This is a genomic window from Robiginitalea biformata HTCC2501, assembly GCF_000024125.1.
Taxonomy (GTDB): domain Bacteria; phylum Bacteroidota; class Bacteroidia; order Flavobacteriales; family Flavobacteriaceae; genus Robiginitalea; species Robiginitalea biformata.
Map to the genome: position 1 here is coordinate 165,160 of NC_013222.1, position 15,345 is coordinate 180,504.

11 protein-coding genes and 1 tRNA gene are annotated in these 15,345 nt (G+C 55.4%); 4 read left to right on the plus strand and 8 right to left on the minus strand.

From position 1 onward, the window contains the following. Nucleotides 1-46: 46 nt before the first annotated feature. Genes RB2501_RS00660 through uxaC form a run of 4 tightly spaced genes read right to left on the minus strand, consistent with a single transcriptional unit; the run spans nt 47 to nt 4,225 of the window. Nucleotides 47-1,342 carry a TRAP transporter large permease gene (locus RB2501_RS00660; protein WP_012813717.1) on the minus strand — a complete coding sequence of 432 codons (1,296 nt, stop codon included), beginning with the start codon at nt 1,340-1,342 and terminating at the stop codon, nt 47-49. Nucleotides 1,343-1,345: 3 nt separating this feature from the next. Then, complete coding sequence (locus RB2501_RS00665; protein ID WP_012813718.1) at nt 1,346-1,807, minus strand: TRAP transporter small permease; 462 nt, start codon at nt 1,805-1,807, stop codon at nt 1,346-1,348. Beyond that, nucleotides 1,804-2,808: a TRAP transporter substrate-binding protein gene (locus RB2501_RS00670; RefSeq protein WP_012813719.1), complete on the minus strand. Its 1,005-nt coding sequence runs from the start codon at nt 2,806-2,808 to the stop codon at nt 1,804-1,806. Before RB2501_RS00670 ends, RB2501_RS00665 begins: the two co-directional genes overlap by 4 nt. Before the next feature lie 19 nt (nt 2,809-2,827). Then, entirely contained in the window at nt 2,828-4,225 is a 1,398-nt protein-coding gene (uxaC, locus tag RB2501_RS00675) for a glucuronate isomerase (RefSeq protein ID WP_012813720.1), read from the minus strand. Nucleotides 4,226-4,458: 233 nt separating this feature from the next. Here uxaC and RB2501_RS00680 point away from each other — a divergent pair, with 233 nt between their 5' ends. From RB2501_RS00680 to RB2501_RS00695, 4 genes are all read left to right on the plus strand, one after another. Then, entirely contained in the window at nt 4,459-5,667 is a 1,209-nt protein-coding gene (locus tag RB2501_RS00680; protein WP_148214256.1) for a Gfo/Idh/MocA family protein, read from the plus strand. Between the two features lie 67 nt (nt 5,668-5,734). Then, nucleotides 5,735-6,772, plus strand: a complete 1,038-nt coding sequence (locus RB2501_RS00685; RefSeq protein ID WP_012813722.1) for a bestrophin family protein — start codon at nt 5,735-5,737, stop codon at nt 6,770-6,772. A gap of 136 nt (nt 6,773-6,908) precedes the next feature. Further along, entirely contained in the window at nt 6,909-7,634 is a 726-nt protein-coding gene (locus RB2501_RS00690; protein WP_012813723.1) for an MBL fold metallo-hydrolase, read from the plus strand. Between the two features lie 71 nt (nt 7,635-7,705). After that, nucleotides 7,706-8,530, plus strand: coding sequence for a DUF6597 domain-containing transcriptional factor (locus RB2501_RS00695; RefSeq protein ID WP_012813724.1), 825 nt, complete (start codon nt 7,706-7,708; stop codon nt 8,528-8,530). A 150-nt stretch (nt 8,531-8,680) separates the two neighbouring features. Here the strand turns inward: RB2501_RS00695 and RB2501_RS00700 are convergent. From RB2501_RS00700 to RB2501_RS00715, 4 genes are all read right to left on the minus strand, one after another. Next, nucleotides 8,681-8,762, minus strand: a tRNA-Leu gene (locus RB2501_RS00700). Nucleotides 8,763-8,859: 97 nt separating this feature from the next. Beyond that, nucleotides 8,860-10,545, minus strand: a complete 1,686-nt coding sequence (locus tag RB2501_RS00705) for an adenylate/guanylate cyclase domain-containing protein (RefSeq protein ID WP_012813725.1) — start codon at nt 10,543-10,545, stop codon at nt 8,860-8,862. A 13-nt stretch (nt 10,546-10,558) separates the two neighbouring features. After that, nucleotides 10,559-10,936 carry a response regulator transcription factor gene (locus RB2501_RS00710; RefSeq protein WP_012813726.1) on the minus strand — a complete coding sequence of 126 codons (378 nt, stop codon included), beginning with the start codon at nt 10,934-10,936 and terminating at the stop codon, nt 10,559-10,561. A gap of 27 nt (nt 10,937-10,963) precedes the next feature. After that, nucleotides 10,964-15,331 (minus strand): ATP-binding protein, encoded by a 4,368-nt coding sequence (locus RB2501_RS00715; RefSeq protein ID WP_012813727.1) that lies wholly within the window; start codon nt 15,329-15,331, stop codon nt 10,964-10,966. Nucleotides 15,332-15,345: the final 14 nt, after the last annotated feature.

Sequence of the window (15,345 nt, forward strand, 5' to 3'; positions counted from 1 at the left end):
TTTTGGGTCGGCCGTTTTTTATCCCGGCAACATCTGCCTGCGCGGCCTACAGGTCAAAAAGCGATGGCAGCCACAGGCTGAGTTCCGGGATATATGTCACCAGGAACAGGGCGATGATCATGGCCACAAACAACGGCAGCAGGGGCCGCACCACTTTTTCGATGCTGGTTTTGGCAATCCCTACGCCCACAAACAACACGGATCCCACCGGGGGCGTGCACAGCCCGATACACAGGTTCAGGATCATGATGATTCCGAAATGCACCGGGTCGATCCCCAATTTGGTCACCACCGGTAAAAAGATAGGGGTAAATATCAAAACCGCCGGGGTCATATCCATAAAGATGCCCACCAGCAAGAGGATCAGGTTAATCAGGATCAGGATGGCCACCTTATTGTCGGTAATGCCTAGCAGCCCTTCGCTGATTTCCTGGGGGATGTGTTCATAAGAAAGTGCCCAGGACATGCTCATGGACGCGCCGATAAGCAGCATGACAATAGCCGTGGTTGCCGAGGCGTCCAGGGCGATACGGGGCAGGTTGTCCAGGGTGATTTCCCGATACACCAGGCCCAAAACCAGACTGTACAGGACGGCAATGGCGGAGGCTTCGGTAGCCGTAAAAATCCCGGCCACAATCCCCCCGATTACCACCACCAGCAGCAAGAGGCTTGGCACGGCATCCAGGAATGTCCGGAAAACCTGCCCGACGCTGCTGCGCTCACCGGTCCGGTATCCCTTTTTCCGCGCCCAGGCCCAGGCGACGACCATCAGGAAAAAACCCGTCAGGATGCCCGGGATATAGCCGGCGAGGAAGAGGGCGGCAATGGATGCGCCCCCGCTGGCCAGGGAATAGACAATCAGGATATTACTGGGCGGGATCACCAGGCCGGTGGTAGCCGAGGTGATATTCACGGCCGCTCCGAACTCCCTGTCGTACCCCTGCTTTTCCATTTCCGGCCCGAGCATGGTTCCCATGGCTGAAGCGGAGGCCAGGGCCGAACCCGCAATGGCCCCCATGAGCATGGCGGAAATAATATTGATAAGTGCCAGCCCCCCTGGCAAGGCCCCCACCAGGGTCTTGGCAAAGTCGATCAGCCGGCGGGCAATGCCGCCCCGGTTCATGAGTTCCCCGGATAGGACAAAAAACGGAATGGCCAGCAGCGCAAAACTGTCCAGCCCGGCCGCTATTCGCTGGGAAACGGTCGTTAGGGCCGGCAGCATCGGGATACTCACCAGGAGCGTGAGCGTGGCGGAAACGACGATGCTCCAGGCCACGGGCGTTCCGATGGCCAGCAGGCAGATAAAACTCAGGATGAGGACAAGCAGCGGGATATATTCCATGGTTCAGCGCCTTAACAGGTCGTGGGATTTATAGTAGATGACGATCAGGCCGCTGAGCGGGATCACCAGGTAGACGTATGCCAGCGGCAGGCGGAGGGCCGGGGAGTATTGTTCCAGGACATAGGTGACAAAGACCAGCCGGCCACCCCCGATAACCAGCCCGAAAAAACAAAAGAGCAGAATAATCCAGTTCACCGCCTGCCGCAACCGGCGTTGCGTCCCGGGTTTCGCCCGGCGGGGGAGGATGTCGATGGCTACGTGCCCGTTCTTCCCGGCCACATAGGCAGCGCCGAGCACCCCGAGCCAGATCATCAGGTAGCGGGCAAGCTCATCGGTAAACGAGCTGGGCGATCCCAATACGTACCGGCTGAAGACCTGCCAGAGCACGTTCAGCACCATGGCCGTCATGATAAGTATCAGGGCGGAGGCGAGTAACCGGTCCAGGCGTTGGCGAAAGGTCTTCATTGCTGAAATTCTTTAATTTGACGGATAAGCCGGCCCAGGGTGGTATCGGCCTCGTAAAGCCGGTAAGCCTCCCGGGACCCTTCGGCAAAGGGCCGTTTGTCCGGACGGGATATTTCAACCCCGGCCGCCGCGACCTTTTCGAGAGCTTCCGCCTCTGCCAGGGCCCACAATTCGCGCTGGTAGGCAATGGAGTTATCCGCTGCTTCCCGGATCCAGGCTTTTTCCTGCTCGTTCAGTTGGTCCCAGAACCGGGTACCCGCAATCAGTACGTCCGGGGAGAAGGTGTGCTCATCCAGGGAATAGTACTTACAGACCTCGTAGTGCCGGGCCAGGTAGAAACTCGGGGGGTTGTTTTCGGCGGCATCTACCACCCCCTGCTGCAGGGCCGTGTAGAGTTCCCCCCAGGAAATCGGGGTTGGGGCGCCCCCCATGCTGCGGATCATGTTGATGGCCGTAACGCTTTCCATGACCCGGACTTTTTTGCCCACCAGGTCATCCGGATGGGTAATTGGCTGGTCCATGGCGTAAAAACTCCGGAAACCGGCATCGTAAAACCCAAGGCCCTTCAGCCAGAATTCCAGGCCGTCGTCCAGGAGTTCCTGCCCTATTGGGCCGTCCAGGATCTCGAAGGCCGCCTCCCGGTCGCGAAACAGGTAGGGCAGCCCGAGGATCCGGGTTTTGGGCGCAAAGTTCTCCAGGGTGGCCGCCGATACCTTGGTCATGTCCAGGGTGCCGATCTGCAGCAGTTCCAGGATTTCCCGCTCGCTCCCCAGTTGCTGGTTCGGGAAGATTTCCATCCGCAGACGCCCCCCCGACAGCCGCTCGAGGTCCTCCCCCATCCGCACCATGGCCAGGTGGACGGAGTGCGTGACATCCAGGCCGTGGGCCAGGTGGATGGTCCGCCCGGGGGGTCCCTGCCGGCAGCCGGCCAACACGAGGCAGAGGCCGGCCCCAATCAGGAAGGCTCGGATGGTTTTCAGGGATGTGCGTTTACGGTTCACTGGGGCGGATGCATTTGTTTTAAAAATCAAAATACGCCTTGGCATTGAAATAGCAGATGTCGCGGACGATTTTTCCCAGAAAGTCGGTGTCGTCCGGTAAACGGCCCCGTTCGATATCCGCCCCCAGCAGGTTGCAAAGCAGCCTGCGGAAATACTCGTGCCTGGGGAAGGAAAGCAGGCTGCGGGAATCCGTCAGCATCCCCACAAAACAACTGAGCAGGCCCATGTTCGACAGGGCATCCAGCTGCCGCTCCATCCCCTGGAGCTGGTCGTTGTACCACCAGCCGGAACCGAACTGGATCTTCCCCCGGATACTGCCGTCGTTGAAATTGCCCGCCATGGTGGCGAAAACCTCGTTCCAGGAGGGGTTCAGGTTGTACAGGATGGTCTTTGCCAACTGGTCCGACCGGTCCAGGTGGTCCAGAAAGCCCGCCAGGCCGCGGGCCTGGGGGAAGTCCCCGATGGAGTCGAAACCCGTATCCGGGCCCAGGGTCTCCCGCATACGCGTGTTGGTATCCCTCAGGGCGCCCAGGTGGAACTGCTGCACCCAGCCGCGGCTGTGGTATTGCCGGCACAGGTGGCTCAGGGTCGCAAATTCGAAATAACGCATCTCCTGCGCCTCTGGGACACGCCCGGCCTGGACATCCCGGAAAAGTTTCTCGATGTCGCAGTAGGGGGTGGCGAAAAAAGCGAGTTGTCCCAAACCGTGATCGGCAATCCGGCAACCCTGTTTGTGAAAATACGCCAGGCGCGCGTCCAGGGCCTGCAACAAATCGGCGTAATTGCGGATGCTCATCCCGGCGGCCGTCTCGAGCCGGTCCAGGTAGCGGCTGTACGCCTTCGGGTCACCGATGGAATAGGCGGCATCCGGCCGGAAGGCCGGCAGCAGTCGCGGGCCGGTTTTAAGGGATTGCGCCTGACGGTGAAACTCCAGGGAATCCACCGGGTCGTCCGTGGTGCAGACCACTTCCACCCGCATCCTGCCCAGCAGACCCCGGGCACTATGCGAAGGTTGCCGCAGCCGGAGGGATGTCTGCTCGTAGATATCCCGTGCGTTTCGCTCGTCCAGCAGGTCGGTAATCCCAAAATATCGCTGGAGCTCCAGGTGGGTCCAGTGGTACAAGGGGTTTCGTACGGTTTGCGGGACCGCCCAGGCCCATTTCATAAACTTCTCTTCGTCCGGGGCGTCCCCCGTGATATATTCCTCCCCGATCCCCAGGGTGCGCATGGCGCGCCATTTGTAGTGGTCGCCCGAGAGCCAGGCCTGGGTACTATTTTCGAAATTGTGGTCCGTGGCAATTTGCCGGGGGGAAAGGTGGTTGTGGTAGTCGATGATCGGCAGGTCTGCGGCGTAGTCGAAATACAGCGTACGGGCCTGGGGGGATTCCAATAAGAAGTCTTCCCGGATAAAGGTCATGGTTGTTTGTTCAGTTTGGCAGGGGGGCCACCGGCCATTCGGCAACTCAGTCACCCGGCTGCATAGCCACGTGTACTTCAGACACGTTTTACTAAAATAGGAAAAGTCGGGGAGGAAGCAACGGGCGCCCGCCGAAAATTCCGTGTCGCTGGCGGCTGGCCACCCCGTAACGGGATATCGGGCTGGCTTTGGGGTGATTTCCCTACATTTAGATACACAAACCACCACCCAACATGCGAATTTCCCGATTTCCGAAGCCTTTAGGCCGGTTGCCCACAAGAAACATCGGCCGGCTACTGCTGGCCCTCCTCCTTTTCCTCCTGGCCAGCGGTTATGCCCTGGCCCAGCCGGAAGTTGCAGAAAGCCGCAATCCGCTATCCGCGAATGCCCCGATGCGCGTGGGGGTGGCCGGCCTGACCCACGGGCATGTGAACTGGGTATTTTCAAGCGCTGTCCGGGGGGATATCGAAATTGCCGGAATCGCCGAGCCCAACCGGGAAGTGGCCCGGAAATACTGCGAGCAGTACGGCTACCCCGCCGATCGCGTCTACGAGAGCCTCGAGGCCATGCTCGATGCGGAGAACCCCGAGGCGGTTTCCGCCTTCGGCACGATTTACGACCACCTGGACATCGTAAAGGCCTGCGCGCCCCGCGGCATACACGTCATGGTGGAAAAACCCCTGGCGGTGAACCTGGAGCACGCAAGGGAAATGGCGGCCCTGGCCATGGAAAACAATATCCATCTCCTGACCAATTACGAAACCACCTGGTACCCGAGCAACCACGAGGCGTATCGCAGGGCGGTCGGCGACTCAGCCATCGGGGCCATCCGGAAGATCCGGGTCCGGGACGGGCACCGGGGCCCGAAGAAAATCGGGGTGCCGCCGGAATTCCTCGCCTGGCTGACAGACCCGGAGCTCAACGGAGGGGGCGCCCTGACCGATTTTGGCTGTTACGGGGCCAACCTGATCACCTGGCTGATGAACGGGCAGCGGCCCGAATGCGTCACCGCCATCACCCGGCAATTGCAGCCGGAAAATAACCCGGAAGTGGAGGACGAGGCCATCGTGCTCCTGGAATACCCCGGTGCCACGGGCATTATCGAAGCCTCCTGGAACTGGCCCATCGGGCGCAAGGACCTGGTGATCCACGGGCTTACCGGGTCGGTGTTTGCGGATAACCGCCACGATTTCCGGGTGCGGATAGCGGAGGGCTATGACGGGTTCCGGGAAGAATCCCTCCGCCTGGAAGAGCGGCCCGCCCCCATGAACGACCCCTTCCTCTATTTCACCGCCGTCGTGCGTGGCAATGTCCATCCCGAGCCCATGGCCCTCTCCTCCCTGGAGAACAACCTGATCGTCATGGAAATCCTCGATGCGGCGCGCCGGAGCGCGGAGGCGGGAAAAACCGTTAAACTGCATATGCCTGTAACCGAAGAATAAAAAATCATAATCATCCAACCTGAATCATGTATACCAGACGCAATTATCCACTGCCGATATTCCTGAGATGGACCCGGCGCTATATTTTTTTTTTATAATCATTGCCGTCATCCCGGTCCTGCCCTACCATTTACTGGGGTGGAAATGGCTGCACCTCCCCTGGCTTCCCATCGGGCTGGTGGGTACGGCCCTTGCCTTTATCATCGGGTTTAAAAACAATGCTTCCTATGGCCGGCTCTGGGAAGCGCGAAAAATCTGGGGCGGCATTGTGAACACCTCCCGCTCCTTTACCGCGATGATCAATGACTTTATCACCAACCAATTCGCCGACACCCCGAAAAGCCCCAAAGATTTGCAAGCCATACGGGTCGCCATGGTCCTGCGCCATGTGGCGTGGATGACTTCCCTCCGGCACGCGCTACGCGTAAAGAAACCCTGGGAAGTCACCGCATACAACAAGATTGACCAAAAGTATATGGAGCGTATGGAAATCCGCGAGTACACCTATTCCCTGGAAGATGAATTGGAGGGGTATCTTTCCGACGAAGAAAAACGCTATGTGCTCAGTTTGAAAAACAAGCAGTCTGCCTGTCTGACCCTGCAGTCCAAACACCTGGCCGAATTACGGCAAAATGGGCTGATTGAAGACTTCCGGCATATGGAAATGCAGGGCATGATCACGGAGCTCTTCACCCTTCAGGGCCAGGCCGAGCGGATCAAAAACTTCCCCTACCCCCGGCAATTTGCCACACTCAATTTGTATTTTGTCTGGTTGTTTATCCTCCTGTTACCCTTTGCCCTGATGAGCGAATTCGACCAAATTGGCCAGTCCCTGCTGGAAACCGGGGACCAGAATCCGGTATTTCGGTTTATTGCCCTGAACTTTGTTTGGTTGTCCGTGCCGTTCAGCGTGGTAATTTCCTGGATATTCCTTTCCATGGAGCGCATTGGCGATGTCTCGGAAAACCCGTTCGAAGGGAATCCGAACGACGTGCCCATCACCACCATGTCCCGGGGCATTGAAATCGATATCCGGCAGATGGTGGGCGATGACCCGGAAGCCATCCCCGGGCCCATCCCCGAGGAGTGGGATTCGCAGATGTGATTGTTATTCCTTTCTCGAGGTTTTTCTTCTTGTCAACCAAAAGGCGGGTAGCATTTTGGATAGTCGTGTCGGTTTTTTACAATTAATTATCTGTATGCATATGTACCTTGGGGTGAATTCCTAACAACCGTGCATTATGAAAATTACAGAAATTGCCCCGGACGTATTCCGCATCTCCATCTATATCCCGGAAATGAATTTGCAATTCAATCATTTTCTTATTCGGGACGAACAACCCATGCTCTATCATGCGGGGATGAAACAACTCTTTCCGGTTTTACGAGAGGCAGTAAGCTCATTAATCAACCCGGCCGATATTAAGTGGATTGGCTTCAGCCACTTTGAAGTCGATGAATGCGGAGCCCTTAATGAGTGGTTGCAAATTGCCCCCCATGCACAACCTGTTTGCAGTGAAGTCGGTGCACTGGTAAACATGGGGGATTTTTCAATCCGGCCGGCCCACGCTATGGCTCAGGATGCCATTCTTTCAACAGGCAAGTACCGGTATCGGTTTATCCGCACCCCACATTTGCCACACGGCTGGGATGCCGGGGTTTTATTTGAAGAAACCAATAAAACCCTGCTTTGCTCCGATCTGCTGCATCAGAACGGGGACGTGAAAGAATTAACAGATTCAGACATCCTGGACCTCCATAGTCAATCCTTGCTCGAATTTGAAAATGGTCCGCTAATGGGCTATACCCCTTACACAAAACGGACCGGCTCCATCCTCAACCAGCTGGCAGACCTGCGGCCAACGACACTGGCGACCATGCATGGTTCTTCGTTTAACGGAGATTGCAGACAGACCTTACTCGATTTAGACCAGGTACTGCGGGAAGTCTGGGAAAATATTGCCTGAAAGGACAAAAACGCCCATCAAAGCTTGTCTTGGCTTTTCAGGATTAATAAATTACAGGAATCCCATCCATTATGCACACTATCCAGGAATTCCAGCCTGCCAATCAGTTGGCCCCGTATATTGCCTGCTATTTTACTGGTGAAATGAATAGCCAGGCCTTACCCGAAAGCAGCCTTACCGTAATCCCCAACGGATGTCTGGAATTGATTGTCCACCTGGAGGAAACATATTGCCGCCTGCCTGGGTCGCGGGGCCTTACCGCCACCCCGGACTATATGTTGATCGGGATGTTTTGCCAACCTTACCAGGTTCATTTCAGCCAGAGCGTCACGGTATTTGCCATTCGCTTCAAGCCGGAAGCTCTTTCCATAATCCTTAAGCTAGGAGGCCCGGATATTTTGGAATCCTACGCCGATATAGAACAAATCCTGGACCCCGGATTCCGGGATCTCTGTCACCGGCTTCGGGAGCTGGACACCACTGCTGAGAGGATTGCAATAACTGAAAAACACCTCTTTGCCCTTTTATCGAAGCAGCCGGAAACTTCGAATTATTTTACCAAAGCGACCCAGATATTGCGTCAATCGGCCACCGGCGATCTGAAGGATGTGAGTGCTGAACTCAATATCAGTCAGCGTCAACTCGAACGAAAATTCAAGGAAGTAATGGGCATCTCACCAAAGAAATACCTCAGGCTCCTGAGAATTGGTAAAGTGATGAACGCCATGCAATCTCGCAGTGATTTAAATCTTACAAATGTGGCCTACCACTGCGGGTATTTTGATCAGGCACATTTTACAAAGGATTTTAAGCTGATCACCGGCAGGACCCCAACCGGTTTTCTGCACGACCAGGATGCATATATGTATTTACCCGAAAGCCGGGAATTAAGGTAGGTGCCTATTTGGGTAGTCCCGGGCTATCACGTTCCGGCTAAATTGAGGGCTAATATTAGCAGTACAGTATTCATATGTCCGGATTCCTGATGAACCCAGGTGAATCCAAAATAAAAAAGCCGGCCCCCGAAGAAGCCGGCATCTCCCGTGTGCAGGCGGAGAGACTCGAACTCACACACCTTGCGGCACTAGATCCTAAATCTAGCGTGTCTACCAATTCCACCACGCCTGCAATTCCCTGCCCAAAGGGCAAAAGGTCTGCAAATATAAATCAAATTTCGAATTGCCCGGACAACTTCAGGGCATCTTTGGCTCGGGTAGCCCTTGCCTCACTTGGTAGTCATCGTTTCCACGCCCTTCCAATCGTCCCCGAGGTCCTGGGTGATCAGGTGGGCGGAACGATTCAGGAATAGTTTAGCCGGCAGGTCGTTTTCATGCATCTTGAAGATTCTCTGAAAGGTGACAGCGGCCATGGCAAAATCACGGTTGAAATAATGGTCCATGGCCTCATCAAAGGTCGGCAGGTGCTGGATCTTGTGGGCCCGTAAATCCTCTGCGTCCCCGTCAATGCATTCATAGAGGTCAATGGGTTTGTTCTTTCCCTTGAGCTGGACCTGGCCGAGATAGCGAAAATCAAAGGCCCCGGGATCGGTGAGGTTTTCCCGGCATTCCTCCGTGAGCAGGATGGAGGCCCCATAGTGCTTTGAAAGCCCCTCAATACGGGCGGCCGTGTTTACCGTGTCCGAGATGATGGCCGCATCCAGGCGCTCACTGTCGCCGGTGATGCCCATAATCAGTTTGCCGTTCTGCATCCCAACCCCCACCTGGACAGGCAGCCGCTTTTTTGCGGCCCGTTCCGCGTTGTATTCGCGCAACAGCTCCTGCATCTGTACCGAGGCATTCAGCGCGCCCTGGGCGCCTTCCGGGAAAAGGGCCATAAACCCGTCGCCGAGGTATTGCATGATAAAGCCCCCGTTTCTGCGGATGATTGGCCCCATCCGGTTGTTAAACCCATTGACGAACAAAAAGTTGTCCCTTGGGCTGATGGATTCCGACAGGGTCGTAAAACCGCGGATATCGGCAAATACGACCGTAACCTCCCGCTCTACGAGGTCGCCGAGCTCCACCTCGGTAATCCGCACTTTTCCCAGGGATTTGATGAACTCCGAGGGGACGAATTTCTGGCTGGCATCGTGGACTTTTCGGATGGCTTCTTCCCGTTCCTTGACTTCCGCAAGCCCCTTCTGGTACAGGTGGGCGCTTTCGATCGCCGTGGCCGACTGCAGCGTAATGGTGGTGAGCAGCTTGAGTTCCGCGGCCGTGTATTCCACGGCATCCTCATGGCCGAGGATCACCATGCCGAGTGTGCGGTGCTTGACCTTGAGCGGGGCGTACATCACCGCCTTCAGGTGGCTCAGGGCCGGATTGGCCGCCACGCGCGAACCCGGGACAATGGCCGACGTCCCCCGACGGATCAACTCCTTGAGAAGTGCTTCCTGGTTCTTGACAAAGGAGCTCCTTTTCGGGTTATCCCCAAAATCCGCCACTTCAATGACCCGGTCCTGCTCGGGGTCATACATCAAAAACAGGCCGTGGGTGGTGTCGATGATCTGGGCCGCCTCCTGCAGGGTAACTTGTGCAATCGATTCCGCATCGATCTTTTCCGAGATCATTTCGCTGAGGCCGTAGATCATGTTGATCTCCCGATACAGCCCGAGGACTTCCTTCCCGATTTTTTTCTTTTCCCATTCTTTGAGAAAAAGGACTTTCAGGGTTTCCATAACCGGCTGTGCATTCTCATCCGCGGAATAGAAGGTCCCGAGAGGTTCCCCGTCGTTCTCCATGGGAATCGCCCGGGAGGCATCGTCCCGCTTTCCCCAAAGCACCTGTCCCTGCGGATCCTCAAAGCAGAAGGTAACACCGAGTTTCTCACAGAGCCCCTCCAGGAGGTTCCGGATGGTGGCGTCCCGTTTGAGGACCTGGCGAAGCGCCTTTTGGGAGGTGGAGAGTTTCATGGTGCGCTGCGGTTTATTTCATCAGGATTTCCTCAGCAATCTCAAACATCTCGTCCGGGTCGAATGGTTTGGTCATGTACTTGTCCGCACCCATATCCAGGCCTTTTTGCCGGTCTACTTCCTGGCCCTTGGCCGTGAGTAAAATGATATAGGTATCGGTGAGCTTTAGTTCTTTTTTGACGCGCTGGCAGACCTCCATCCCGTTCATCTTCGGCATCATCACATCCAGGAAGACCAGGTCGGGTTTCTCCTTCTGGATAATGCTGAGGGCAGCCTCTCCGTTGTCCGCAAACAGCAGCTGGACACCTTCGTCCTCCAGGTCTTCCAGGGTTTGTTCAATCAGCATCCGTATATGGGCTTCGTCGTCGACAATCAATAATTTTTTATTCATATGCGCAGTGGGTTTTTAATTCCGGGGTTACTGGTACACGAAAAACATCACGTTTTCCATCCCCGCTTTCAGTTTCAGTTCTTTCAGGCTTTTTTCGTCCCCGTTCCGGATGGATTTCAGCATGATGATGTCCGGCTTGACTTCGAATGCCATGTCCATGAGGCTGTCCGGATTGGCTTCCATCACCTTATACCCCCGGGCCGAAAGCATATCGCTCAGGGATTTGACGGTAGAAGTGTCCTCGTCAACCACCAGGACCCGTTTATGGGACACCCCCTGTTCCAGGAGTTCATCCACCTCGTGGAACAGCTTCTCCGTATCGATGGGTTTGGTCAGGTAGCGGTCCACTCCAATTCGCAGCCCGCGCTCCTTGTCCTGGACAATAGACAGGATGATAATCGGAATATCCATGGTTGCCGGGTCGTTTTTGAGCACGGCAGCTACGTCGAACCCGTTGATCTCGGGCATCATCACATCCAGGATAATCAGGTCGGGCTTGCTGATTCGCACCATGTCCAGGGCGGCCTTGCCGTTGGCGGCTTCCTTAACCTGGTACCCCGCATCGGAAAGCTCCTGCCGGAGCAGTGAACGGATCGGGGTATCGTCGTCTACCACCAGGATGGTGGCGGATTCCTGGGACTTCACCTGGGAGGAGTGCTTGATTTGCTTCTTGAGGCTCTTGAGGATCCGCTCCAGCTGGATGGGCTGGTCGCTGCCCTCCCCCATCATCGGGATGGAGAAAAAGAAGGTGCTGCCCACGCCGGGTTCGCTCTTCATCCAGATGATCCCGCCGTGGTGTTCGATGATTTCCCGGCAGATGGGCAGGCCCAGACCGGTGCCCTGGGGCTTGTCGGTGAGGGTGTCTCCCGCCTGGCGGAATCGTTCGAATATCTTGTGCTTGTCCTCTTCCGCTATGCCGATCCCTGTGTCCTGGACCTCGACGATCAGCTGGTTCTCCTCCCGGTAGGCATCGATGGTCACCGAGCCTTTTTTGGTGAATTTTACGGCGTTCGAAAGCAGGTTGATCACTACCTGTATGAGTTTGTCCTCATCCCCGTTGATAAGCGGCAGGTCGTCCGGCACGTTCTTTTTAAGTTGCAGTTTCTTCTCCTCAAAGAGGGAGGAAGTGGCAGATACAGCCCGGCCGATCACGTCCTGGAGGAAGATGGGTTTCATGTTCCAGTCCATCCGCCCCGATTCGATCTTGGCCAAATCCAGTACATCGTTGATCAGCGTAGTCAGGCGCTCCCCTTCGGAAACCACCACATCGAGGTTTTCGCTCACCTGTTTCATGGTACGCTTGATCTTCTGGTCGTCTACCGTAACGGCCGGGAAGATTTTCTCGGTCAACCGCTTGCGGATGATCTTTGCAAAGCCCAGGACCGATGTCAGGGGCGTCCGCAGCTCGTGGCTCACGGTGGAGAGGAAGGCGCTTTTGGCCTCGTTGGCATCTTCCGCCCGGGCCTTGGCTTCCCTGGCCTGTTCATACAGGTCCGCATTGTGCAGGGCCACGCCCACGTTGATGGCGATGGTGGTTAGCAATTTTTTGTCCTCCTGGGTAAAGCGGCTCGCCTGCTTGGTGCTCTGCACGCTCAATACCCCGATGATCTTGTCCTCTACCGGGATCGGCACCCCCAGGTAGGAGATGGCCTGTTTCCCGGTCTGTTTGATCCCGTGTTTGTTGTATTCCGCCATGATATCCGTATCCCGGTTGATCAGCAACGGCTCCCCGCTCTGGATGATCCGGGAGGTGAGGCCTTCCCCGAGTTGCATGGGCGGCATCTCGTCCCCGTCCTGGTATACAAAATTGATTACGTTGGTCTCCTCGTCCAGGATGGCCAGGTAGGTGATGTCCGAATTGAACACGTCCTTCATCTTTTTCCCGACCAACTGGATGAGCGCGTTGAGTTCCAGCTTGTCGTTCAGGGCCTGGGAAACCGAATTTACAGTGGCCAGTTCATTGAGGCGTTGCTGCACTTCCCGGGTGCGCTCCTCCACCCGGTCTTCCAGCACTTTCTGCTGGTTTAGCAGGATGCCGGTACGGGCCTTGACCGCCATCCAGATAATTGCCAGGAACCCGATCAGGTAGAGCGCATAGGCCCACCAGGAACGGTACCAGGGGTAGTCGATGCTAAAGGGAACGGAGGCTTCTTCGGAAATATCCCCGTATACGTTTTGCGCCCGCACTTTGAAAGTATAACTGCCCGGGGGCAGGTTGATATATTCCCGACTGGTCTGGGCCGTCCAGTCGGACCAGTCGTCGTCCAGGCCCGTCAGCCAGGTACTGTATTTCATATCCTTTTGTCCGATAAACAGGGGCGCGGCATACCCGAAGGTCATCGAATTGTTTTCATAGTCGATCTCCAGGTCCCCGGGGTAGGCGATATTGCCGGCGTATAGCAGGGAATCCCCTGACATTGTGATGCTCCGGACGTTTACCTGGAATTCAGGGATGCTCGGCTTATCCAATTGTCCCTGGTAGCGGATCACGCCGCCAGGCCCGGAAAACCAGACTACCCAGTTGCCTTCGGCATCGGGTTCTTCGGGGTAAATTGTAAAAATGCGATTATTCTTGAGTTCCCGGAATGTATCGGTGTTTACCGAAATTTTCCCATCCGCCTTTTTTTCGGCAATCATGATGCCCGCCCCGCTATTAAACCAGTGTTTTCCATCTTCACTGGTGAAACCCTGCGAACCCGGCCGGTCCCAATCGATATACTCCTCAAAAAAGAATTCCTTCTCCTCGAAACGGTCCGTGGATGCATTGTACCCAAAGGTTGCTTCAACCTCCCCGGAGAAAATCACTTTTTCGTCGAAGATTTCGTAGAGCCCCAGGCCGGAATCCGGCAGGCCCTGCTCCGGTCCATAGTAAATCAATTCAGAGTTGTCCAGGTTCATTGCCCCGTTTGATATATCCGGGATGACCTTCAGCACTTCCCCGTCGGAAGTCGTATCCAGCCAGAGGGAACCATCCGGCTCCTCGATGATATTCCCCGTTCCCGCTATGAATTTGGTGGTGGTAGATTCCTCTTCAAGTTGCCGGGTGGTTTCATTGTAGAAAAAAGTTTTCAATCCCGTATTATAGGTTACAAAAATGCGGTTGGGGTCAAAAGTACTTTGCCATAAATACTGAGCCCTGAAATCGTAATTCTGATCGCGTCGAACGTCCCTGAACTTCGTTCCGATGATTTCAATAAGCCCCATCCCATTGGTTGCGACATACAAGCGGTCCCGAAATGTTAAAAAATTGCCCCCCTGCCCGTAGGTCCCCTCAATGGGGCGGACCGTCATGTCCGATTCGTCAAGGTATAAGATTCCCCCGTTGCTGCTCATGTACAGGACACCCTGATGCCGGACAACCTCAAAAACCGTGGTATTGATCCCCATATTGGAATCCAGGGTGGTAAAACTACTGTTCAGGTTCACGTTGGAGATCCCATTGAAGAGCGGAAGCCAGAGTACCCCCCGGGAATCCAGGTACAGGTTTAGTACACTTCCCTCCTGGAGTCCGGTTTCCGATGTGTATTTTTGGAGAAGCTCACCCTCGTGACTAAGGAGATAGGCACCGACATTGTTGGAGTTGATGACGAAACGGCCGTCGTCCAGGGCCAGGCCGGGCAAATAGATTTCCCCATCCATGATGTCGTCAATCTCTGTTTTAAACGGCGTAAAATCCTTCCCGTCATACAGAAAAAACCCCTGGGTCCGCGTCCCGAGGAGGATGCGCTCATCGTCGTATTTGAGAATGGAATAGATGCGCTCCCCGGCAAACTTTTCCCCGTTGGGTAGCAATTCAAATTCGTCCTGGTCATTCAACACGGAGAGTCCGACGTCCCAAATGCGAATGTAGTAGGTGTCATCCACAATCGCACTCACGTGCAGCCTGTGCTCAGACACCAGAACCTTCATCCGGGTGCCATCCCAAATAAATACCTTGTATTCTGTCCAGAAATAAATCCGGCCCTTGAAAGAATCCACAAACCAAACATCTTCGAAGGCCTGATGCTCTTCCGGGAGCTGTTTCACCATGGAAACATACTCGTAGGTACCATTTTCGGTAGCGCTGATATAACCCAGGGAACCAGTGCCGCCCACATAAATAGTACCGTCTTCGCCCTTGGCCAGACTGCGACAGCCGGATTCCGTTTCAATACCTTTCCAATTTACCCCGTCGTATTGCAGGAGCTGGAATTGGTTGGCAAAATACATATTGCCCTGGTCGTCCTCGAGGGCCCACCAGTTAATCGGGGCCCCCTGATAGTCCTGGTAGTTGTAATTGTTGATCATGGGCCGCCCGATCTGTTCCTGGGCGGTAAGGGAATGGCTACAAAAAAGAGATAGGACGGCCAGGCACATCCAGGAGATGGTGCGGGCCGAATGCAGTGGTTTGCGCATGATGGTCGGTTATA

Excerpts from the sequence above, each read along its gene's own strand:
- RB2501_RS00660 (WP_012813717.1), bottom strand. The coding sequence starts at position 1,342 with ATGGAATATATCCCGCTGCTTGTCCTCATCCTGAGTTTTATCTGCCTG.
- RB2501_RS00665 (WP_012813718.1), bottom strand. The coding sequence starts at position 1,807 with ATGAAGACCTTTCGCCAACGCCTGGACCGGTTACTCGCCTCCGCCCTG.
- uxaC (WP_012813720.1), bottom strand. The coding sequence starts at position 4,225 with ATGACCTTTATCCGGGAAGACTTCTTATTGGAATCCCCCCAGGCCCGT.
- RB2501_RS00680 (WP_148214256.1), top strand. The coding sequence starts at position 4,459 with ATGCGAATTTCCCGATTTCCGAAGCCTTTAGGCCGGTTGCCCACAAGA.
- RB2501_RS00685 (WP_012813722.1), top strand. The coding sequence starts at position 5,735 with ATGGACCCGGCGCTATATTTTTTTTTTATAATCATTGCCGTCATCCCG.
- RB2501_RS00690 (WP_012813723.1), top strand. The coding sequence starts at position 6,909 with ATGAAAATTACAGAAATTGCCCCGGACGTATTCCGCATCTCCATCTAT.
- RB2501_RS00695 (WP_012813724.1), top strand. The coding sequence starts at position 7,706 with ATGCACACTATCCAGGAATTCCAGCCTGCCAATCAGTTGGCCCCGTAT.
- RB2501_RS00705 (WP_012813725.1), bottom strand. The coding sequence starts at position 10,545 with ATGAAACTCTCCACCTCCCAAAAGGCGCTTCGCCAGGTCCTCAAACGG.
- RB2501_RS00710 (WP_012813726.1), bottom strand. The coding sequence starts at position 10,936 with ATGAATAAAAAATTATTGATTGTCGACGACGAAGCCCATATACGGATG.
- RB2501_RS00715 (WP_012813727.1), bottom strand. The coding sequence starts at position 15,331 with ATGCGCAAACCACTGCATTCGGCCCGCACCATCTCCTGGATGTGCCTG.